This is a genomic window from Pseudomonas cannabina (assembly GCF_900100365.1).
GTDB classification, from domain to species: Bacteria; Pseudomonadota; Gammaproteobacteria; order Pseudomonadales; family Pseudomonadaceae; genus Aquipseudomonas; species Aquipseudomonas cannabina.
In genome coordinates, this window is record NZ_FNKU01000001.1 from 4,463,518 (window position 1) to 4,478,768 (window position 15,251).

General features: G+C 59.7%; 16 protein-coding genes. 10 read left to right on the plus strand and 6 right to left on the minus strand.

Annotated features, from left to right (window positions below; all coding sequences use genetic code 11):
• Positions 1-2: 2 nt before the first annotated feature.
• Together BLT55_RS21180 and BLT55_RS21185 are read right to left on the minus strand one after the other, a co-directional pair.
• A complete protein-coding gene (locus tag BLT55_RS21180; protein ID WP_054999566.1) occupies positions 3-188 on the minus strand; it encodes a hypothetical protein in 186 nt (61 codons plus the stop codon).
• 51 nt (positions 189-239) lie between these two features.
• The gene (locus BLT55_RS21185; RefSeq protein ID WP_054999567.1) at positions 240-998 is read right to left on the minus strand and encodes a DUF2059 domain-containing protein; all 759 of its coding nucleotides are present in this window, start codon (positions 996-998) and stop codon (positions 240-242) included.
• Between the two features lie 141 nt (positions 999-1,139).
• On the opposite strand from BLT55_RS21185, the gene BLT55_RS21190 reads away from it, so the two are divergent.
• Positions 1,140-1,775, plus strand: a complete 636-nt coding sequence (locus BLT55_RS21190) for a 2OG-Fe(II) oxygenase (protein WP_007252734.1) — start codon at positions 1,140-1,142, stop codon at positions 1,773-1,775.
• Between the two features lie 142 nt (positions 1,776-1,917).
• Complete coding sequence (locus BLT55_RS21195; RefSeq protein ID WP_007252735.1) at positions 1,918-2,355, plus strand: DUF4399 domain-containing protein; 438 nt, start codon at positions 1,918-1,920, stop codon at positions 2,353-2,355.
• A gap of 311 nt (positions 2,356-2,666) precedes the next feature.
• Here the strand turns inward: BLT55_RS21195 and serA are convergent, their stop codons facing one another.
• On the minus strand, positions 2,667-3,896 hold the full coding sequence (serA, locus tag BLT55_RS21200; protein ID WP_074800863.1) for a phosphoglycerate dehydrogenase: 1,230 nt from the start codon (positions 3,894-3,896) through the stop codon (positions 2,667-2,669).
• A gap of 160 nt (positions 3,897-4,056) precedes the next feature.
• Here serA and BLT55_RS21205 point away from each other — a divergent pair, with 160 nt between their 5' ends.
• The 4 genes from BLT55_RS21205 (at position 4,057) to BLT55_RS21220 (ending at position 8,312) form a co-directional block, all read left to right on the plus strand.
• The gene (locus BLT55_RS21205) at positions 4,057-5,451 is read left to right on the plus strand and encodes an FAD-binding oxidoreductase (protein WP_054998990.1); all 1,395 of its coding nucleotides are present in this window, start codon (positions 4,057-4,059) and stop codon (positions 5,449-5,451) included.
• A 48-nt stretch (positions 5,452-5,499) separates the two neighbouring features.
• On the plus strand, positions 5,500-6,165 hold the full coding sequence (locus tag BLT55_RS21210) for a fumarylacetoacetate hydrolase family protein (RefSeq protein WP_074800865.1): 666 nt from the start codon (positions 5,500-5,502) through the stop codon (positions 6,163-6,165).
• Positions 6,166-6,347: 182 nt separating this feature from the next.
• Positions 6,348-7,280, plus strand: coding sequence for an SdiA-regulated domain-containing protein (locus BLT55_RS21215; RefSeq protein ID WP_054087729.1), 933 nt, complete (start codon positions 6,348-6,350; stop codon positions 7,278-7,280).
• A 126-nt stretch (positions 7,281-7,406) separates the two neighbouring features.
• The gene (locus BLT55_RS21220; protein ID WP_167359980.1) at positions 7,407-8,312 is read left to right on the plus strand and encodes an SdiA-regulated domain-containing protein; all 906 of its coding nucleotides are present in this window, start codon (positions 7,407-7,409) and stop codon (positions 8,310-8,312) included.
• A 45-nt stretch (positions 8,313-8,357) separates the two neighbouring features.
• Here the strand turns inward: BLT55_RS21220 and rpiA are convergent, their stop codons facing one another.
• Complete coding sequence (gene rpiA, locus BLT55_RS21225; protein ID WP_055000166.1) at positions 8,358-9,029, minus strand: ribose-5-phosphate isomerase RpiA; 672 nt, start codon at positions 9,027-9,029, stop codon at positions 8,358-8,360.
• A gap of 165 nt (positions 9,030-9,194) precedes the next feature.
• Between rpiA and ilvA the strand changes: the two genes are divergently transcribed.
• Both ilvA and BLT55_RS21235 read left to right on the plus strand, forming a co-directional pair.
• Positions 9,195-10,709 carry a threonine ammonia-lyase, biosynthetic gene (gene ilvA, locus BLT55_RS21230; protein WP_074800870.1) on the plus strand — a complete coding sequence of 505 codons (1,515 nt, stop codon included), beginning with the start codon at positions 9,195-9,197 and terminating at the stop codon, positions 10,707-10,709.
• 207 nt (positions 10,710-10,916) lie between these two features.
• Positions 10,917-11,345: a DUF2269 family protein gene (locus BLT55_RS21235; RefSeq protein ID WP_055000452.1), complete on the plus strand. Its 429-nt coding sequence runs from the start codon at positions 10,917-10,919 to the stop codon at positions 11,343-11,345.
• A 13-nt stretch (positions 11,346-11,358) separates the two neighbouring features.
• Here the strand turns inward: BLT55_RS21235 and BLT55_RS21240 are convergent, their stop codons facing one another.
• On the minus strand, positions 11,359-12,015 hold the full coding sequence (locus BLT55_RS21240; RefSeq protein ID WP_055000453.1) for a histidinol-phosphatase: 657 nt from the start codon (positions 12,013-12,015) through the stop codon (positions 11,359-11,361).
• A gap of 142 nt (positions 12,016-12,157) precedes the next feature.
• On the opposite strand from BLT55_RS21240, the gene BLT55_RS21245 reads away from it, so the two are divergent.
• Together BLT55_RS21245 and ptsP are read left to right on the plus strand one after the other, a co-directional pair.
• A complete protein-coding gene (locus BLT55_RS21245) occupies positions 12,158-12,637 on the plus strand; it encodes an RNA pyrophosphohydrolase (RefSeq protein WP_055000454.1) in 480 nt (159 codons plus the stop codon).
• A gap of 21 nt (positions 12,638-12,658) precedes the next feature.
• Positions 12,659-14,938, plus strand: a complete 2,280-nt coding sequence (gene ptsP / locus BLT55_RS21250) for a phosphoenolpyruvate--protein phosphotransferase (RefSeq protein WP_007252748.1) — start codon at positions 12,659-12,661, stop codon at positions 14,936-14,938.
• A 51-nt stretch (positions 14,939-14,989) separates the two neighbouring features.
• Here ptsP and BLT55_RS21255 read toward each other — a convergent pair whose 3' ends face one another.
• On the minus strand, positions 14,990-15,190 hold the full coding sequence (locus tag BLT55_RS21255; RefSeq protein WP_139206421.1) for a hypothetical protein: 201 nt from the start codon (positions 15,188-15,190) through the stop codon (positions 14,990-14,992).
• Positions 15,191-15,251: the final 61 nt, after the last annotated feature.

The following is a 15,251-nucleotide window of genomic DNA, read 5'->3' on the forward strand; positions in this document are numbered from 1 at the left end:
TCTCAGACCTTGCCAGCCTGCAACGCCTTGACCTGTCGGCGCAGGCGAAAGTTATCGACGGTCAGCACCACCACCACCATCAGCGTGCCGAGGACGGCGAAGGCATCCTGGCCCAGAGAACTCCAGAACAGCCAGGCGAAGAAAGCCATGGCGACCGCGGTGGCGAGCAGGGCGATAGAGTCTTTCATACGATAGTGTCCATTCTTTTGAACTCCGGCGCTTTGTAGCCTGAAGGGGTTTTACTGCCCCGGGTTCAAACTCGACGCACTTTGTCCGACTGCCAGCCCCGCACGAATCGCGGCCAGTGCGGCTTGATAATAGGCTTTGCCTTCCGGCGACTCGGCGAAGGTCGAGAACTCTTCAAGCTCCGGGTCGGACAGGTCGCGGTAGACGTACAGCAACGTGTTGTTCAGGTCGGCGCTGATCTGCGCCATGAGGCGTTCGCGCTGGCCTTCGAGCATGCCCTGCGCCTGACCGCCGCCCAGCAGCCCGGGAATCATCTGACTCAGGCTGTCGGCCGCAACGCCTGCAATGGCCAGGCTGACCTCGGCACCGGCCTCTTTGGCAGGAAGCGCCTGGGCCAGGTGACCGATCAGCAACTGGCGTGTTGCATCCGCTTCCATGTGCGGGATGCCTTGGGCGTGCTTGGCCAGTTGATCGGCGCGTGTGGCAGTCAGCTCGGCGTTGACGATCTTGCGGCCGAGCGGCGACTGGAAGAACTGCAGCGCCGGAGCAGGGTCTTTTAGGCTGTCGCGCAGACGCTTTGCTGCGCGTTGATCCATGGCTTGGGGGGCGAAGCGCTGATTGCTGTTGCTGACCAGCGCCTGATAAACCGCAGGCGGCAGGTTGCTGCTGTAGCGTTGCTGGGCAGCCTTGAGGGCATCGTTGAAATGCGCGCGTTGTTCCGGCCAGCCTGCGGCCTTGTACAACTGGTCGTAGCCGTCTGCCCAGGCAGGCATGGTGCAGAATATCAACAGCAAAACAAACAAACGACGCATTGGGGACTCCTGTCGGCAGACAGCTATTCTCCCGGTGTTAGCGTGGATTTGTCGAGTTATGACTGTCCTCCACGAATGAAATCTCGCGCAGATGACGCTGTGCATGCAAGCCGCTGTCGGATTTCAGGGCTTATGGATACTATGCACGCCATGCGCATACCCTCTGACCACCCATTACTGCTGCGAATCGTCGACGACCTAGCCGCCAATGGCTGGTCGCAGCAGAATATTTTCCTGCCCGAAGCTCTGACCCTGGAGCTGGAACAGGAATGCCGCAAACGCGCTGCCGAGGGCGAACTTGAGCCTGCGGGTGTTGGCAGAGGGCCGGCACTGGAAGTCCGCGAGGGCATTAGGGGTGATCGCATTCAGTGGCTGGAAGCGGGGCAGGTGCAGTGCTGCGACAGCTATCTGGAACTGATGGACAGCTTGCGCGAGGCACTCAATCGCGGCCTGTTTCTGGGGCTCGATGATTATGAAAGCCACTTTGCGCTTTACCCGCCGGGGGCTTTCTATCTTCGGCACGTGGACCGCTTTCGCGACGACGACAAGCGCATGGTGTCAGCGGTGCTCTACCTCAATAATGCCTGGTTGCCGGAGCATGGCGGTCAATTGCGCATGTACCTCAAGGATGACTTGGCGTATGACGTCCAGCCCACAGGCGGGTGTCTGGTGGTTTTCCTTTCCGGTGATATCCCCCACGAAGTCATGCCCGCGACCCGCGATCGGCTCTCGTTGACCGGCTGGTTCCGGCGTCGTGGCAACGATCTGTTTCAGTGATATGCCCGTCCGTCTCATGAAAACTGTTTCATGAACGAAGCCCGCTATTGCGCCTGCCAGCGGGCTATCGTGAGAATCCATGAACCGGGAGTTCTAGTGCCGGTCGGACTTATGTCAATTGAATCTGGATCTGGAGCAATCAATGAAATCCTTATTTTCTGGAGCGGTGGTGGCTGGCCTGTTGCTGAGCGCATCCATGCTGGTCAGCGCCGACGACATGCCGCGCACCGCATCGCCCGAAGGGGCTGAGGTGTACATCATTTCGCCCAGTGATGGTGAGACGGTGACGTCGCCGTTCAAGGTTCAATTCGGCCTTAAAGGTATGGGTGTTGCGCCAGCCGGTGTGGACGTTCCCGAGACCGGTCACCATCACCTGCTGATTGATGTGAAAGACCAGCCCGCTGCGAATATGCCGTTGCCGGTCAGCGACCACATCCGCCACTTCGGCAAAGGCCAGACCGAAACCGAAATCAACCTGCCGCCAGGCCAGCACACCCTGCAACTGCTGATGGGCGACAAAGGCCACATGCCGCTGAACCCATCGGTCGAGTCGAAGAAGATCACGATCAATGTGAAGTAGGTATTTGATTTCACGTGCCGGGGTTTGACGCGGAGCGTCACGCAAGGCGTTCCCACGCTGGAGCGCTCATCGTTATGCACAAGTCTGCTTTTGATTCTGGCCGAAGGCCGTGGGAGCGAACTTGTTCGCGAAGGGGCCCATGTAGTCGAAGAAGATGCATCGTCTGACGCACCGTCTTCGCGGACAAGTCCGCTCCTACATGTCGCACGGTCCGCTTCCACGCCCTTTGGGCAGAATCAGAAGCAGACTCAGTCAATTATCGTGCGACGCCCCGCGTCGGCATGCCGTTCTGGACGCTCTGCGCGGTCAGATCAGAACAACACGCGGCTGCGGATAGTGCCTTTGATGTGCTGCAGCTTGGCCTGGGCCAAATCCGAGTATTCGGCGTCGACGTCGATGACCACGTAGCCGACCTTCTCGTTGGTCTGCAGGAACTGACCGGAGATGTTGATGCCGTTTTCGGCGAAGACCTTGTTGATCTCGCTGAGTACGCCCGGGATGTTTTCGTGGATGTGCAGCAGGCGGTGTTTGCCTGGGTGCGCAGGCAGCGCCACTTCCGGGAAGTTGACCGAGGACACCGACGTACCGTTGTCGCTGTACTTGACCAGCTTTTCTGCCACTTCCAGGCCAATATTGGCCTGCGCCTCGGCAGTGGAACCACCGATGTGCGGGGTCAGGATCACGTTGTCCAGGCCACGCAGCGGGCTTTCGAAGATATCGTCATTCGAGCGAGGCTCGACCGGGAACACGTCGATGGCGGCGCCGATCAGGTGCTTGTCCTTGATCGCGTCAGCCAGGGCGTCCAGCTCGACAACCGTACCGCGAGCGGCGTTGATCAGGATGCTGCCCTTTCTCATCGCACGGATTTCTTTTTCGCCGATCATCCACTGGGTTTCGGTGGTTTCCGGAACGTGCAGGGTGACGATGTCAGACATGCCCAGCAGCTCGTTCAGGCTGGAAACCTGGGTGGCGTTGCCCAGCGGCAGTTTGGTCAGCGTGTCGTAGAAGTACACCTGCATGCCCAAGCCTTCAGCCAGAACCGACAATTGCGTACCAATCGAGCCGTAGCCGATGATGCCGAGCTTCTTGCCACGGATCTCGAAGGAATTGGCCGCGCTTTTGATCCAGCCGCCACGGTGGCAGGAAGCGTTCTTCTCGGGGATACCGCGCAGCAGCAGGATCGCTTCGGCCAGCACCAGTTCGGCGACCGAACGGGTGTTGGAGTACGGCGCATTGAACACCGCGATACCGCGCTCGCGCGCTGCGTTCAGATCAACCTGATTGGTGCCGATGCAGAAGCAGCCGACCGCGACCAGCTTTTTGGCGCTGTCGAACAGCTCTTCGGTCAACTGGGTGCGGGAACGGATGCCAATGAAATGAGCGTCGGCGATCTTTTCCTTCAGTTCGGCTTCCGGCAGAGACTTGGTGTGGTACTCGATGCTGGTGTAGCCGGCTGCCTTGAGGACGTCGACAGCGGACTGATGAACGCCTTCGAGAAGAAGGAACTTGATCTTGCTCTTGTCGAGGGAAGTCTTGCTCATCTGCTTAAACCTGTGTCCCGGAGAAAATGGCAGGGGGTGGCCGGATCGGCGCTGGGCACGATTCACGGGGGGCGTATGCTAGCATACGAGCCCCGCGAAACCCCATTCCAGAACGTGAACCGTTCTCAGGATGCCCATGAATTGTCCGAGAGTTGAGTCGATGACCGATCCCGCTTTGATTGATGAGCTCAAGACCCTGGTCGACCCCGGCAAAGTGCTGACTGACAGCGGTTCTCTGGAAACCTACGGCAAGGACTGGACCAAACAATTCACCCCTGCGCCGCTGGCCATCGTGTTTCCCAAGACCACCGAACAGGTCCAGGCCATCGTGCGCTGGGCCAACCAGCGGCGGGTTGCGCTGGTGCCGTCTGGCGGGCGGACCGGTCTTTCAGCGGCGGCGGTGGCCGCCAATGGCGAAGTGGTCGTGTCATTCGATTACATGAACCGGGTGCTGGAGTTGAACATCACCGACCGCACGGCGGTCTGCCAGCCGGGTGTCATTACTCGCCAGTTGCAGGCGCTCGCTGAAGACAACGGCCTTTATTACCCGGTCGATTTCGCCTCTTCGGGCTCCAGCCAGATCGGCGGTAATATCGGCACCAATGCTGGCGGGATCAAGGTCATTCGCTATGGCATGACCCGCAACTGGGTGGCGGGACTCAAAGTGGTCACCGGCAAGGGCGACCTGCTTGAGTTGAACAAGGACCTGATCAAGAACGCCACCGGTTACGATTTGCGACAGCTGTTCATCGGCGCCGAGGGCACGCTGGGGTTCGTGGTCGAAGCCACGATGCGCCTTGATCGCGCGCCGAAGAACCTCACCTCGATGGTGCTGGGCACTTCTGACTTCAACTCGATCATGCCGGTGCTGCATGCCTTTCACGGCAAGCTCGACCTCACAGCCTTTGAGTTCTTCTCGGACAAATCCTTCGCCCGGGTCATGGCGCGTGGTGATGTGCCGTCGCCCTTCGACACACCGTGCCCGTTCTACGTGCTGCTGGAATTCGAAGCGACCACCGAAGACCTGGCCGATCAGGCGCTGGCGACCTTCGAGCATTGCGTCGAGCAAGGTTGGGTGCTCGACGGCGTGATGAGCCAGAGCGAGCAGCAACTGCGCAACCTCTGGAAGTTGCGCGAATACATTTCCGAGACCATCTCGCATTTCACGCCCTACAAGAACGACATCTCCGTCACGGTCTCGAAAGTGCCGGAATTTCTGGCCGAAATCGATGCGATTGTCGCCGAACACTACCCGGACTTTGAAGTGCTGTGGTACGGCCACATCGGCGATGGCAACCTGCACCTGAACATCCTCAAGCCCGAAAGCCTCGACAAGGACGAGTTCTTCGTCAAATGTGCGCGGGTCAACAAGTGGGTGTTCGAAACGGTGGAGAAGTACAACGGCTCGATTTCCGCCGAACACGGGGTCGGGATGACCAAGCGCGACTATTTGACGTACAGTCGCTCGCCAGTCGAAATCGAATACATGAAGGCACTGAAGGCGGTGTTCGACCCCAACGGGATCATGAATCCCGGGAAAATCTTCGCCGTTTGATCCGCCCCAATGACAAGCAGGCCACATCTATCAGCCTCAGGAGACGTCATGAGCTACCAGCACAAATATGTCGATGGAACGAGCATTCACTTCCCGCTGGGCAAAGTGGTGTGTATCGGCCGTAACTACGCCGAACACGCCAAGGAACTGGGCAATCCGGTGCCTACCGAGCCGCTGTTGTTCATGAAGCCTGGCAGCGCCGTGGTTGCGCTGGAAGGCGGTTTCACCATCCCGGCCGACCGTGGATCAGTGCATTACGAAGCCGAAATCGTGGTGCTGATCGGCAAGCCGCTGAGCAAGAATCCTTCCCGCGAAGAAGTGCTCGACGCAATCAGCGGGTTTGCGCCCGGGCTGGACTTGACCCTGCGCGACGTCCAGTCGCGTCTGCGCGAAAAAGGCCTGCCGTGGGAACTGGCCAAGTGCTTCGACGGCGCAGCTGTCATCCCGCCGTTCGTTCCGGCCAGTACCTTTCCTGACCTGACCGACATCGGCATCCGCCTGACCATCAACGGCAAAGTTGTGCAGGACGGCAACAGCAGCCTGATGCTCAACCCGATCGTACCGATGATCCAGCACATGGCCGCCAACTTTTCGTTGCAGGCCGGCGACCTGATCATGACCGGCACGCCTGCTGGCGTAGGCCCGTTCGAAGCCGGTGACCAAATCGTTCTGGAACTGGTCGGGCAAACCCCGTTCGGCAGCGTCGTTCGCTGACCGGATAGCGGTTTCAAGTAATACCCAAGCCACACGGGACCATGCCCGGGTGGCTGTTGTCTGTGCGGTGGCTGATAGCTCAGTCGCTTTTTGCGTTTTTTTCACACCTGCTCTGGATAATCCTGCCGTCCCTTCAAGGGCACCAAGTCGTCATGAAGTCCCATCTGCTCAGGAACACTTGAATGGTCAGTCCCGCCTCAGCGCCACCTCGCGTCACTAAACGCTTCGCTTTCATACGCAAAATGCGCTGGTATTCGTGGTTGTTACTGGCTGTCCTGCTGGGCTATGGGCTGGCGTTCATCATGCATTGGGATGATCGCGCGCTGCTCTGGTTTCAGGAACGCTTCGAGACCAAGGCCGGTCGGCATGCCAGTATCTGGTTGCCGGACTATCATGTAGATATCGATGCCAAACCGTTGCAGGGCATGGAAAAGGACGAGGCGTCGGACCTATCTTATGACCCGGTCAGCAAAACGCTGTTCGCGGTCATGGGCAAAAATGCCTTTCTGGCAGAGTTGACGCTTAAGGGCGATGTGCTACGCAAGATTCCGCTGGTGGGCTGGAGTAATCCCGAAGGGGTTGCGGTCATGAAAAATGGCCTGATTGCCATCACTGATGAGCGTCAGCACAAATTGACCATCGTCAAGGTAACGGCGGACACCAAGACACTGAACATCGCGGACTTCCCCAAGTACGAATTGGGCAAGTCGGATAACCCGAACAAAGGTTTCGAGGGCATTGCCTGGGACCCGCTGCGCCAGCAACTGATACTGGGTGAAGAGCGCCCACCGGCCTTGTACACCTGGAAAAGCGATGGCAGCGATGTGCTGACCGGCGACAAGCAGGCACTTCCGAGCCGTTCGCTGGACATGCGCAACCTGTCGTCACTGAGCATCGACCCGCGCACGGGCCATACGCTGGCGCTGTCGGCTGATTCGCACCTGCTGCTGGAAGTGGACGAGCAGGGCGAGCAGGTGAGTTTCATGACCCTGCTGGGCGGCATGAATGGTTTGAAAGACACGATTCCGCGTGCAGAAGGCGTGGCACTGGATGAGGCTGGAACGCTGTACATGGTCAGCGAGCCGAACCTGTTCTATTCGTTTCGCAAGCACTGAGCCAGGACGGCTGCGACAAAAACGGCCGATACATAATCGGTAAACAAACAGCACCACGCCATTAAGCTTGCTTTCAGAATGGCGTGGTATCAATTCCGCCCGCTCAACCCGTCCGAGTCACCCGTCATGCGTCGCTCTACTCGCTCTTTAGTCCTGCTTCTCGCTCTTGTGCCACTGGTTGTGATCTTCGTGCTCGCCAACCAGAGATACCGCTATGTGGAAAGCGCCCTGTTTGACTGGCAAATGTTCTGGCAGGCCGATTCGCTTCATTCCATCGGTCTGGATCAGTATCGCGTCACGACAGAAGCCCACGTGCTCGACGGGCTCAGAGATGACGTCTCCGGCCTCAGTTACGACCCTGACCGCAAGAGCCTGTTTACGGTGACCAACCAGAATGCCCAACTGATCGAGTTGAGCCTGGACGGCCGCGTGCTGCGGCGCATTCCGCTGACAGGGTTTGGCGACGCAGAAGCCATCGAATACATCAGCCCCGGCACGTATGTGATCAATGACGAGCGGCGGCTGCGGCTGATTCAGATTCACGTCGATGACAACACCCAAAGCCTGAACGCGGCCGAGGCCGAGCAACTGACGCTGGGCATCGATGCTGGCGGCAACAAAGGCTTTGAAGGGCTGGCTTACGACTCGGTCGGCAAGCGCCTGTTTGTCGCCAGAGAGCGTGACCCGGTGCAGATCATCGAGGTGCGCGGTTTCCCCAGGACCAACCCCGACGGGCCTGGCAATCTACAAGTGATCTCCAACAGCAAGCGCGACGGCAGGCTGTCCGTTCGCGATCTGTCCAGCCTGCAATTCGATGAAACCAGCGGCCATTTGCTTGCGCTGTCCGATGAATCGAAGCGGATTCTCGAGCTCGACACCAGCGGCCATCCGATTGGCAGCAGCTCGCTGGCGAAAGGGTCGATGGGGCTGAGCAAGGGCGTGCCGCAGGCTGAAGGGATGGCGATGGACGCTGAGGGCACGCTGTATCTGGTGAGCGAGCCAAACCTGTTTTACGTGTTCCGCAAGCCCTGAGCCGTTGAGGCCATGCCCACTTTGCGTGGGCATGGCCGGGGTACATCAGCGGGTAAGGGTTTTCACGCCTTCAGCGGTGCCCAGCAGCAACAGATCAGCCGGGCGAGCGGCGAACAGGCCGTTGGTGACCACGCCGACGATGGCGTTGATGTTCGCTTCCAGCTCCACCGGGTTGGTGATGCTCATGTTGTGCACATCGATGATGATATTGCCGTTATCGGTCAGCACGCCTTCACGATAGACCGGGTCGCCGCCCAGCTTCACCAGTTGCCGTGCCACATGGCTACGGGCCATCGGAACAACTTCGACCGGCAACGGAAACGCGCCCAGCACCGGCACCAGCTTGCTGCCGTCGGCGATGCAGATGAAGGTCTTGGCCACGGCGGCGACGATTTTCTCGCGAGTCAATGCAGCGCCGCCGCCCTTGATCAGGTTCAGGTGCTCATCGCTTTCGTCCGCACCATCGATGTAGAACTCCAGATCGCTGACCGTGTTCAGCTCGTAGACCGGAATGCCATGGCCCTTCAGGCGTGCCGCGGTGGCTTCGGAGCTGGCGACCGCGCCGTCGAACGCACCTTTGTGTCTGGCCAGTGCATCGATGAAGCAATTGGCCGTGGAACCGGTGCCGATGCCGACAATGCTCTTGTCATCGAGCTTCGGAAGGATGAAATCGACAGCGGCTTGGGCGACTGCCTGTTTGAGTTGATCCTGGGTCATGCGGGCTCCACGGTGCCTGATGTAGATGAAAGGGGGGAAGGGGAAGCAAAACGGCCCGCATTATAGCGGCGACTGCGCCGCAAAGCCCTGTCATTCGTATGGTCGTCCTCCAGCACGCAGGGTAGACTTCCCGACCTTGCCCGCTTCGTCAGTGATGCCGCCCCGATGCTTGAACAGTACGTCAAGAAAATCCTCACCTCCCGCGTCTACGACGTCGCCATCGAAACGCCGCTGCAGGGCGCTCGTCAGCTGTCCGAACGGCTGGGCAATCGGGTGTTGCTCAAGCGCGAAGACTTGCAGCCGGTGTTCTCGTTCAAGATTCGCGGCGCGTACAACAAGCTCGCGCAATTGACCGCCGAAGAAGCGGCGCGCGGCGTGGTCACTGCTTCGGCGGGCAACCACGCGCAGGGCCTGGCGCTGGCGGCGAAAGAGCTGGGCATTCTGGCGACCATCGTCATGCCGCGCACCACGCCGGAGATCAAAGTCGAAGGCGTGCGTTCGCGCGGTGCGACGGTGGTGCTGCACGGCGATTCGTTCCCCGAAGCGCTGGCCTACTCGCTGAAACTGGTCGACGAGCAGGGCTTCGTTTACATCCACCCGTATGACGACCCCGACACCATTGCCGGGCAAGGCACCGTGGCGATGGAAATCCTCCGTCAGCAACCGGGCCGGCTGGACGCGATCTTTGTGCCGGTCGGTGGCGGCGGCTTGATTGCCGGTATCGCCGCGTACGTGAAATACCTGCGCCCGGAGATCAAGGTGATCGGCGTCGAGCCGGACGACTCCAATTGCCTGCAAGCGGCGATGGCGGCCGGTGAGCGTGTGGTGCTGAGCCAGGTCGGGCTGTTTGCCGATGGCGTGGCAGTGGCGCAGATCGGTTATCACACTTTTGAAGTGTGCCGTCATTACGTCGATGAAGTGATCACCGTCAGCACCGACGAAATCTGTGCGGCGATCAAGGATATCTACGACGACACCCGCTCGATCACCGAGCCGTCCGGTGCGCTGGGCGTGGCAGGCATCAAAAAGTATGTCGAACAACGCGGCGTGAGTGGCCAGACGCTGGTGGCGATTGATTCCGGCGCCAACGTCAATTTTGATCGCCTGCGCCACGTGGCCGAGCGCGCCGAGCTGGGTGAGGGTCGTGAGGCGATCATCGCCGTGACCATCCCCGAGCAGCCCGGCAGCTTCAAGGCGTTCTGCGAAGCCATCGGCAAACGGCAGATCACCGAATTCAACTACCGTTACCACACCGACCGCGAAGCGCACATTTTCGTCGGCGTGCAGACCCATCCGGAGAACGACCCGCGCAGCGCACTGATCGCCAGCCTGACCGGGCAAGGCTTTCCGGTGCTGGACCTGACCGACAACGAACTGGCCAAACTGCACATCCGCCACATGGTCGGCGGGCATGCCGAGCGGGTCGAGGATGAAGTGGTGCTGCGTTTCGAGTTCCCCGAACGCCCAGGCGCGCTGTTCAACTTTCTCAATCGCCTTGGCGGGTGCTGGACCATCTCGATGTTCCACTACCGTAACCATGGCGCGGCAGATGGTCGGGTGGTGGCGGGTCTGGTGGTGCCGGAGGATGAACGGCACCTGGTGAGCGCGGCGCTGGACGAGATTGGTTATCCATATTGGGACGAGAGCGAGAACCCGGCGTATCGGTTGTTTTTGGGGTGATGCTGGGCGCGGAGCAGGCTTCTGCCCGGAGGGCGTGGGAGCGGACTTGTCCGCGAAGGGCTGCGAAGCGGCCTTGAAACCGGTAACCTCGGTTGCGTCTGATATACCGTGTGTACCGGTTTTGCTGCCGGTGCCCGGCAGATTCGCTGACAAGCGAAGCGACGCCCGGTCCGCTTCTACATTTCGATTTAAAAGGAACACCCCGCAATGGAATCCATCACAGCCCTCACCACCCTGCACATCGTCGCCATCACGGTGCTGTTGATCAGCGTTCTGGTGCTGGCCAGCGCGGTGATCAAGGTTCGTCTGGAGGGTGACGCGACCATTCAGCACCGTCTGCTCAAGCGGCCGTTGGTGTTTTTCTGGGCGGTGATGGCCGTGTGTCTGGCGACTCTGCCGTTCAGCGGCTGGTGGCTGGTGCACCTGAAAGGGTTATCGCTGGGCCAGACCTGGGTGCTCGGCAGCAGCGTGCTGTACACGGTCGGGCTGTGCAGTTGGGTCTGGCTGGTCGTCAGGCTGAATCGGTTGCGCCTCGGGAAGATAAAGAGCAAGCGCGGATTCACCCTGACGCTGAGCGTGATCAGTGCCTTGTGTTTTGTGGCGCTGGCCGGCCTGATGGGCTTCAAACCGGCCTGAGTGTTCCCGCGAGTCAGTGACGCAAGGTGATGACCGGCCAGCCACGCTGCTCGGCTTCGGCGCGCAATCGGGCGTCTGGGTCGACTGCAACCGGGTTGGCGACTTGCTCCAGCAACGGCAGGTCATTCATCGAGTCACTGTAAAAATAGCTGTCTTCCAGGCTGAACGCATTGTCTTCCAGCCACTGATTAAGGCGTGTCACCTTGCCCTCACGGAAGCATGGAACGCCCGTAGTGCGGCCTGTGTAGCGGCCTTCGACCATTTCGCACTCGGTTGCCAACAGCGTGTCGATGCCCAGGCGCGCCGCAATCGGTGCAGTCACGAAACGATTGGTCGCGGTGATCACCACCAGCTTGTCGCCCGCATCACGATGCTTGCCAATCAGCTCCAGTGCCTTGGGCAGAATCATGGGTTCGATACGATCGCGCATGAACTCACGATGCCATTCCTCGAGCTGCGCCCTGTCAGTCTTGCCCAGAATGTCCAGCGAGAAATTCAGGTAGTCGGTCATGTTCAGCGTGCCAGCCACATAATCCTGATAAAACTCGTCGTTACGGGCTTTGTGAGTAGCCGCATCGAGAATGCCGCGCTGGCACAGGTAATCGCCCCAGGCATGATCGCTGTCGCCGCCCAGAAGGGTGTTGTCGAGGTCGAATAAAGCCAGACGCATAGGGTTACTCGCTGAAATAGTTGAAAAAAGAGCCCCAGAATACGAGGTTTTCACAAGTCTTCACATAAGGTGATAAGCCTCGTTGCTGGTTTGATCGCCTTTGTGGAACAATGCGGCGACATGCGTTTGCGAGGTTGTTGCCGTGATCGACCCCGATGGTTTCCGTCCTAATGTCGGGATTATTCTGACAAACGATGCTGATCAGGTCCTATGGGCTCGGCGTATTAACCAGGATGCCTGGCAGTTTCCTCAGGGGGGTATCAACCCGCAGGAGACGCCGGAAGACGCTCTTTATCGTGAATTGAACGAAGAAGTCGGGCTTGAACGACACGATGTTGAAATACTTGCCTGCACACGGGGCTGGTTGCGCTATCGTCTGCCGCAAAGACTGGTCCGTACCCACAGCCAGCCGCTGTGTATCGGTCAGAAGCAAAAATGGTTTCTCCTGCGCCTGATCTCCAACGAGCAGCGGGTGCGGATGGATTTGACCGGTAAACCGGAGTTCGATGGCTGGCGTTGGGTCAGCTATTGGTACCCGTTAGGCCAGGTGGTGACATTCAAGCGCGAGGTGTATCGACGCGCACTCAAAGAGCTTGCCCCGCGCCTTTTGTCGCGCGACTGACACGGAGTTCGACCCCGAGCCATGCTCAATACGCTGCGCAAGATCGTCCAGGAAGTTAACTCCGCCAAGGATCTCAAGGCGGCGTTGGGCATTATTGTGCTGCGCGTCAAGGAGGCCATGGGCAGCCAGGTCTGCTCGGTCTACCTGCTCGATGCCGAAGTGAACCGTTTCGTGCTGATGGCCTCCGAAGGCCTCAACAAGCGCTCCATCGGTAAAGTCAGCATGGCGCCGAACGAAGGCCTCGTCGGTCTGGTCGGTACGCGCGAAGAACCGCTGAACCTCGAAAACGCCGCCGATCACCCGCGTTATCGCTACTTCGCCGAGACCGGTGAAGAGCGTTACGCGTCTTTTCTGGGCGCGCCGATCATCCACCACCGTCGTGTGGTCGGTGTACTGGTCATCCAGCAAAAGGAGCGTCGTCAGTTCGACGAGGGCGAAGAAGCCTTCCTGGTCACCATGAGTGCGCAACTGGCGGGCGTTATCGCGCACGCCGAGGCGACGGGCTCGATTCGTGGTCTGGGTCGCCAGGGCAAGGGCATTCAGGAAGCCAAATTCGTCGGTGTGGCCGGTTCGCCGGGCGCAGCGGTCGGTGTGGCGGTGGTCATGCTGCCGCCCGCCGATCTGGAAGTGGTCCCGGACAAGACCGTCACTGACATCGCTGCCGAGCTGGCGCTGTTCCAGAACGCACTGGAAGGCGTGCGCAGTGACATGCGCACCCTGTCGGCCAAACTCGCTACGCAGCTGCGTCCTGAAGAGCGTGCGCTGTTCGATGTCTACCTGATGATGCTCGACGACGCCTCGCTGGGTAGTGAGGTGACCGACGTCATCAAGACCGGCCAGTGGGCGCAGGGTGCATTGCGCTCGGTGGTCAGCGAGCACGTAAAACGGTTTGAACTGATGGACGACGCCTACCTGCGCGAGCGGGCTTCGGACGTCAAGGACCTGGGCCGCCGTCTGCTGGCCTATCTCCAGGAAGCGCGGGAACAGACACTGGTTTATCCCGACAACACGATTCTGGTCAGTGAAGAATTGACCCCGGCCATGCTGGGCGAAGTGCCGGAAGGCAAACTGGTCGGTCTGGTCTCGGTGCAGGGCTCCGGCAACTCCCACGTCGCGATTCTGGCCCGCGCCATGGGCATCCCGACGGTCATGGGGCTGGTGGATTTCCCGTATTCCAAGGTCGATGGCATCAGCCTGGTCGTTGATGGCTATCACGGCGAAGTCTTCACCAACCCCAGCGAAATCATGCGCAAGCAGTTCGGCAAGGTGGTTGAGGAGGAGCGTCAGCTTTCCCAAGGCCTGGATGCGCTGCGCGAACTGCCGTGCGTCACTCTCGACGGGCATCGCATGCCGTTGTGGGTCAACACCGGTTTGCTGGCTGACGTGGCTCGCGCCCAGCAGCGAGGCGCCGAAGGCGTTGGTCTGTACCGCACCGAAGTGCCGTTCATGATCAATCAGCGTTTCCCGAGCGAAAAAGAACAGTTGGCGATTTATCGCGAGCAACTGGCAGCCTTTCATCCACTGCCGGTGACCATGCGCAGCCTGGATATCGGTGGTGACAAGTCGCTGTCCTACTTCCCGATCAAGGAAGACAACCCGTTTCTTGGCTGGCGCGGTATTCGCGTCACCCTCGACCACCCGGAAATCTTTCTGGTCCAGACCCGCGCCATGCTCAAGGCCAGCGAGGGCCTGAACAACCTGCGCATTCTGTTGCCGATGATTTCCAGCACCCACGAAGTGGAAGAAGCATTGCACCTGATCCACCGCGCTTGGGGCGAAGTGCGCGACGAAGGCACCGACGTGCCAATGCCGCCTGTGGGCGTGATGATCGAAGTACCGGCTGCGGTCTACCAGACTCGGGATCTGGCGCGCCAGGTGGACTTCCTCTCGGTCGGCTCCAATGACCTGACCCAGTACCTGTTGGCAGTCGACCGTAACAACCCGCGGGTGGCCGATCTCTACGATTACCTGCACCCGGCGGTACTTCAGGCGCTGCAAAGCGTCGTGCGTGATGCGCATGCCGAGGGCAAACCGGTGAGCATCTGCGGCGAAATGGCCGGCGACCCGGCTGCGGCCGTGCTGCTGATGGCAATGGGCTTCGACAGCCTGTCGATGAACGCCACCAACTTGCCGAAAGTGAAGTGGATGCTGCGCCAGATCAACCTCAGTAAAGCCAAGGAACTGCTGGCGCAACTGATGACCAACGATAACCCGCAAGTCATCAGCAGCTCGCTGCAACTGGCACTGAAAAACCTCGGTCTGTCGCGCATGATTAACCCGAGCTCGGTCAAAGGGCACTAGTTTGCACCTGCCTATAAGTCCTGTGGGAGCGAACTTGTTCGCGAAGGCGGATTAATTGTTCAGCAAATCTTCATTGGCTGTACCGGCCCCTTCGTGAGCAATGCGGATCGCCGCCCCGGCCACTCCCACAGGATGATGTTCACTTGTGGGAGCGAGCTTGCTCGCGAAAGCAGGCTGACTGATCAGTGAATATTCAGCGGCTGCACCGACCTGTTTGTGAGCAATGCGGATCGCCGCTGCGGTCACTCTCACCCATGCGCCGCCTGTTTCAAAACCGGACGCAGAGCGTCTAGAAAGGCGCTACCACGCGGAG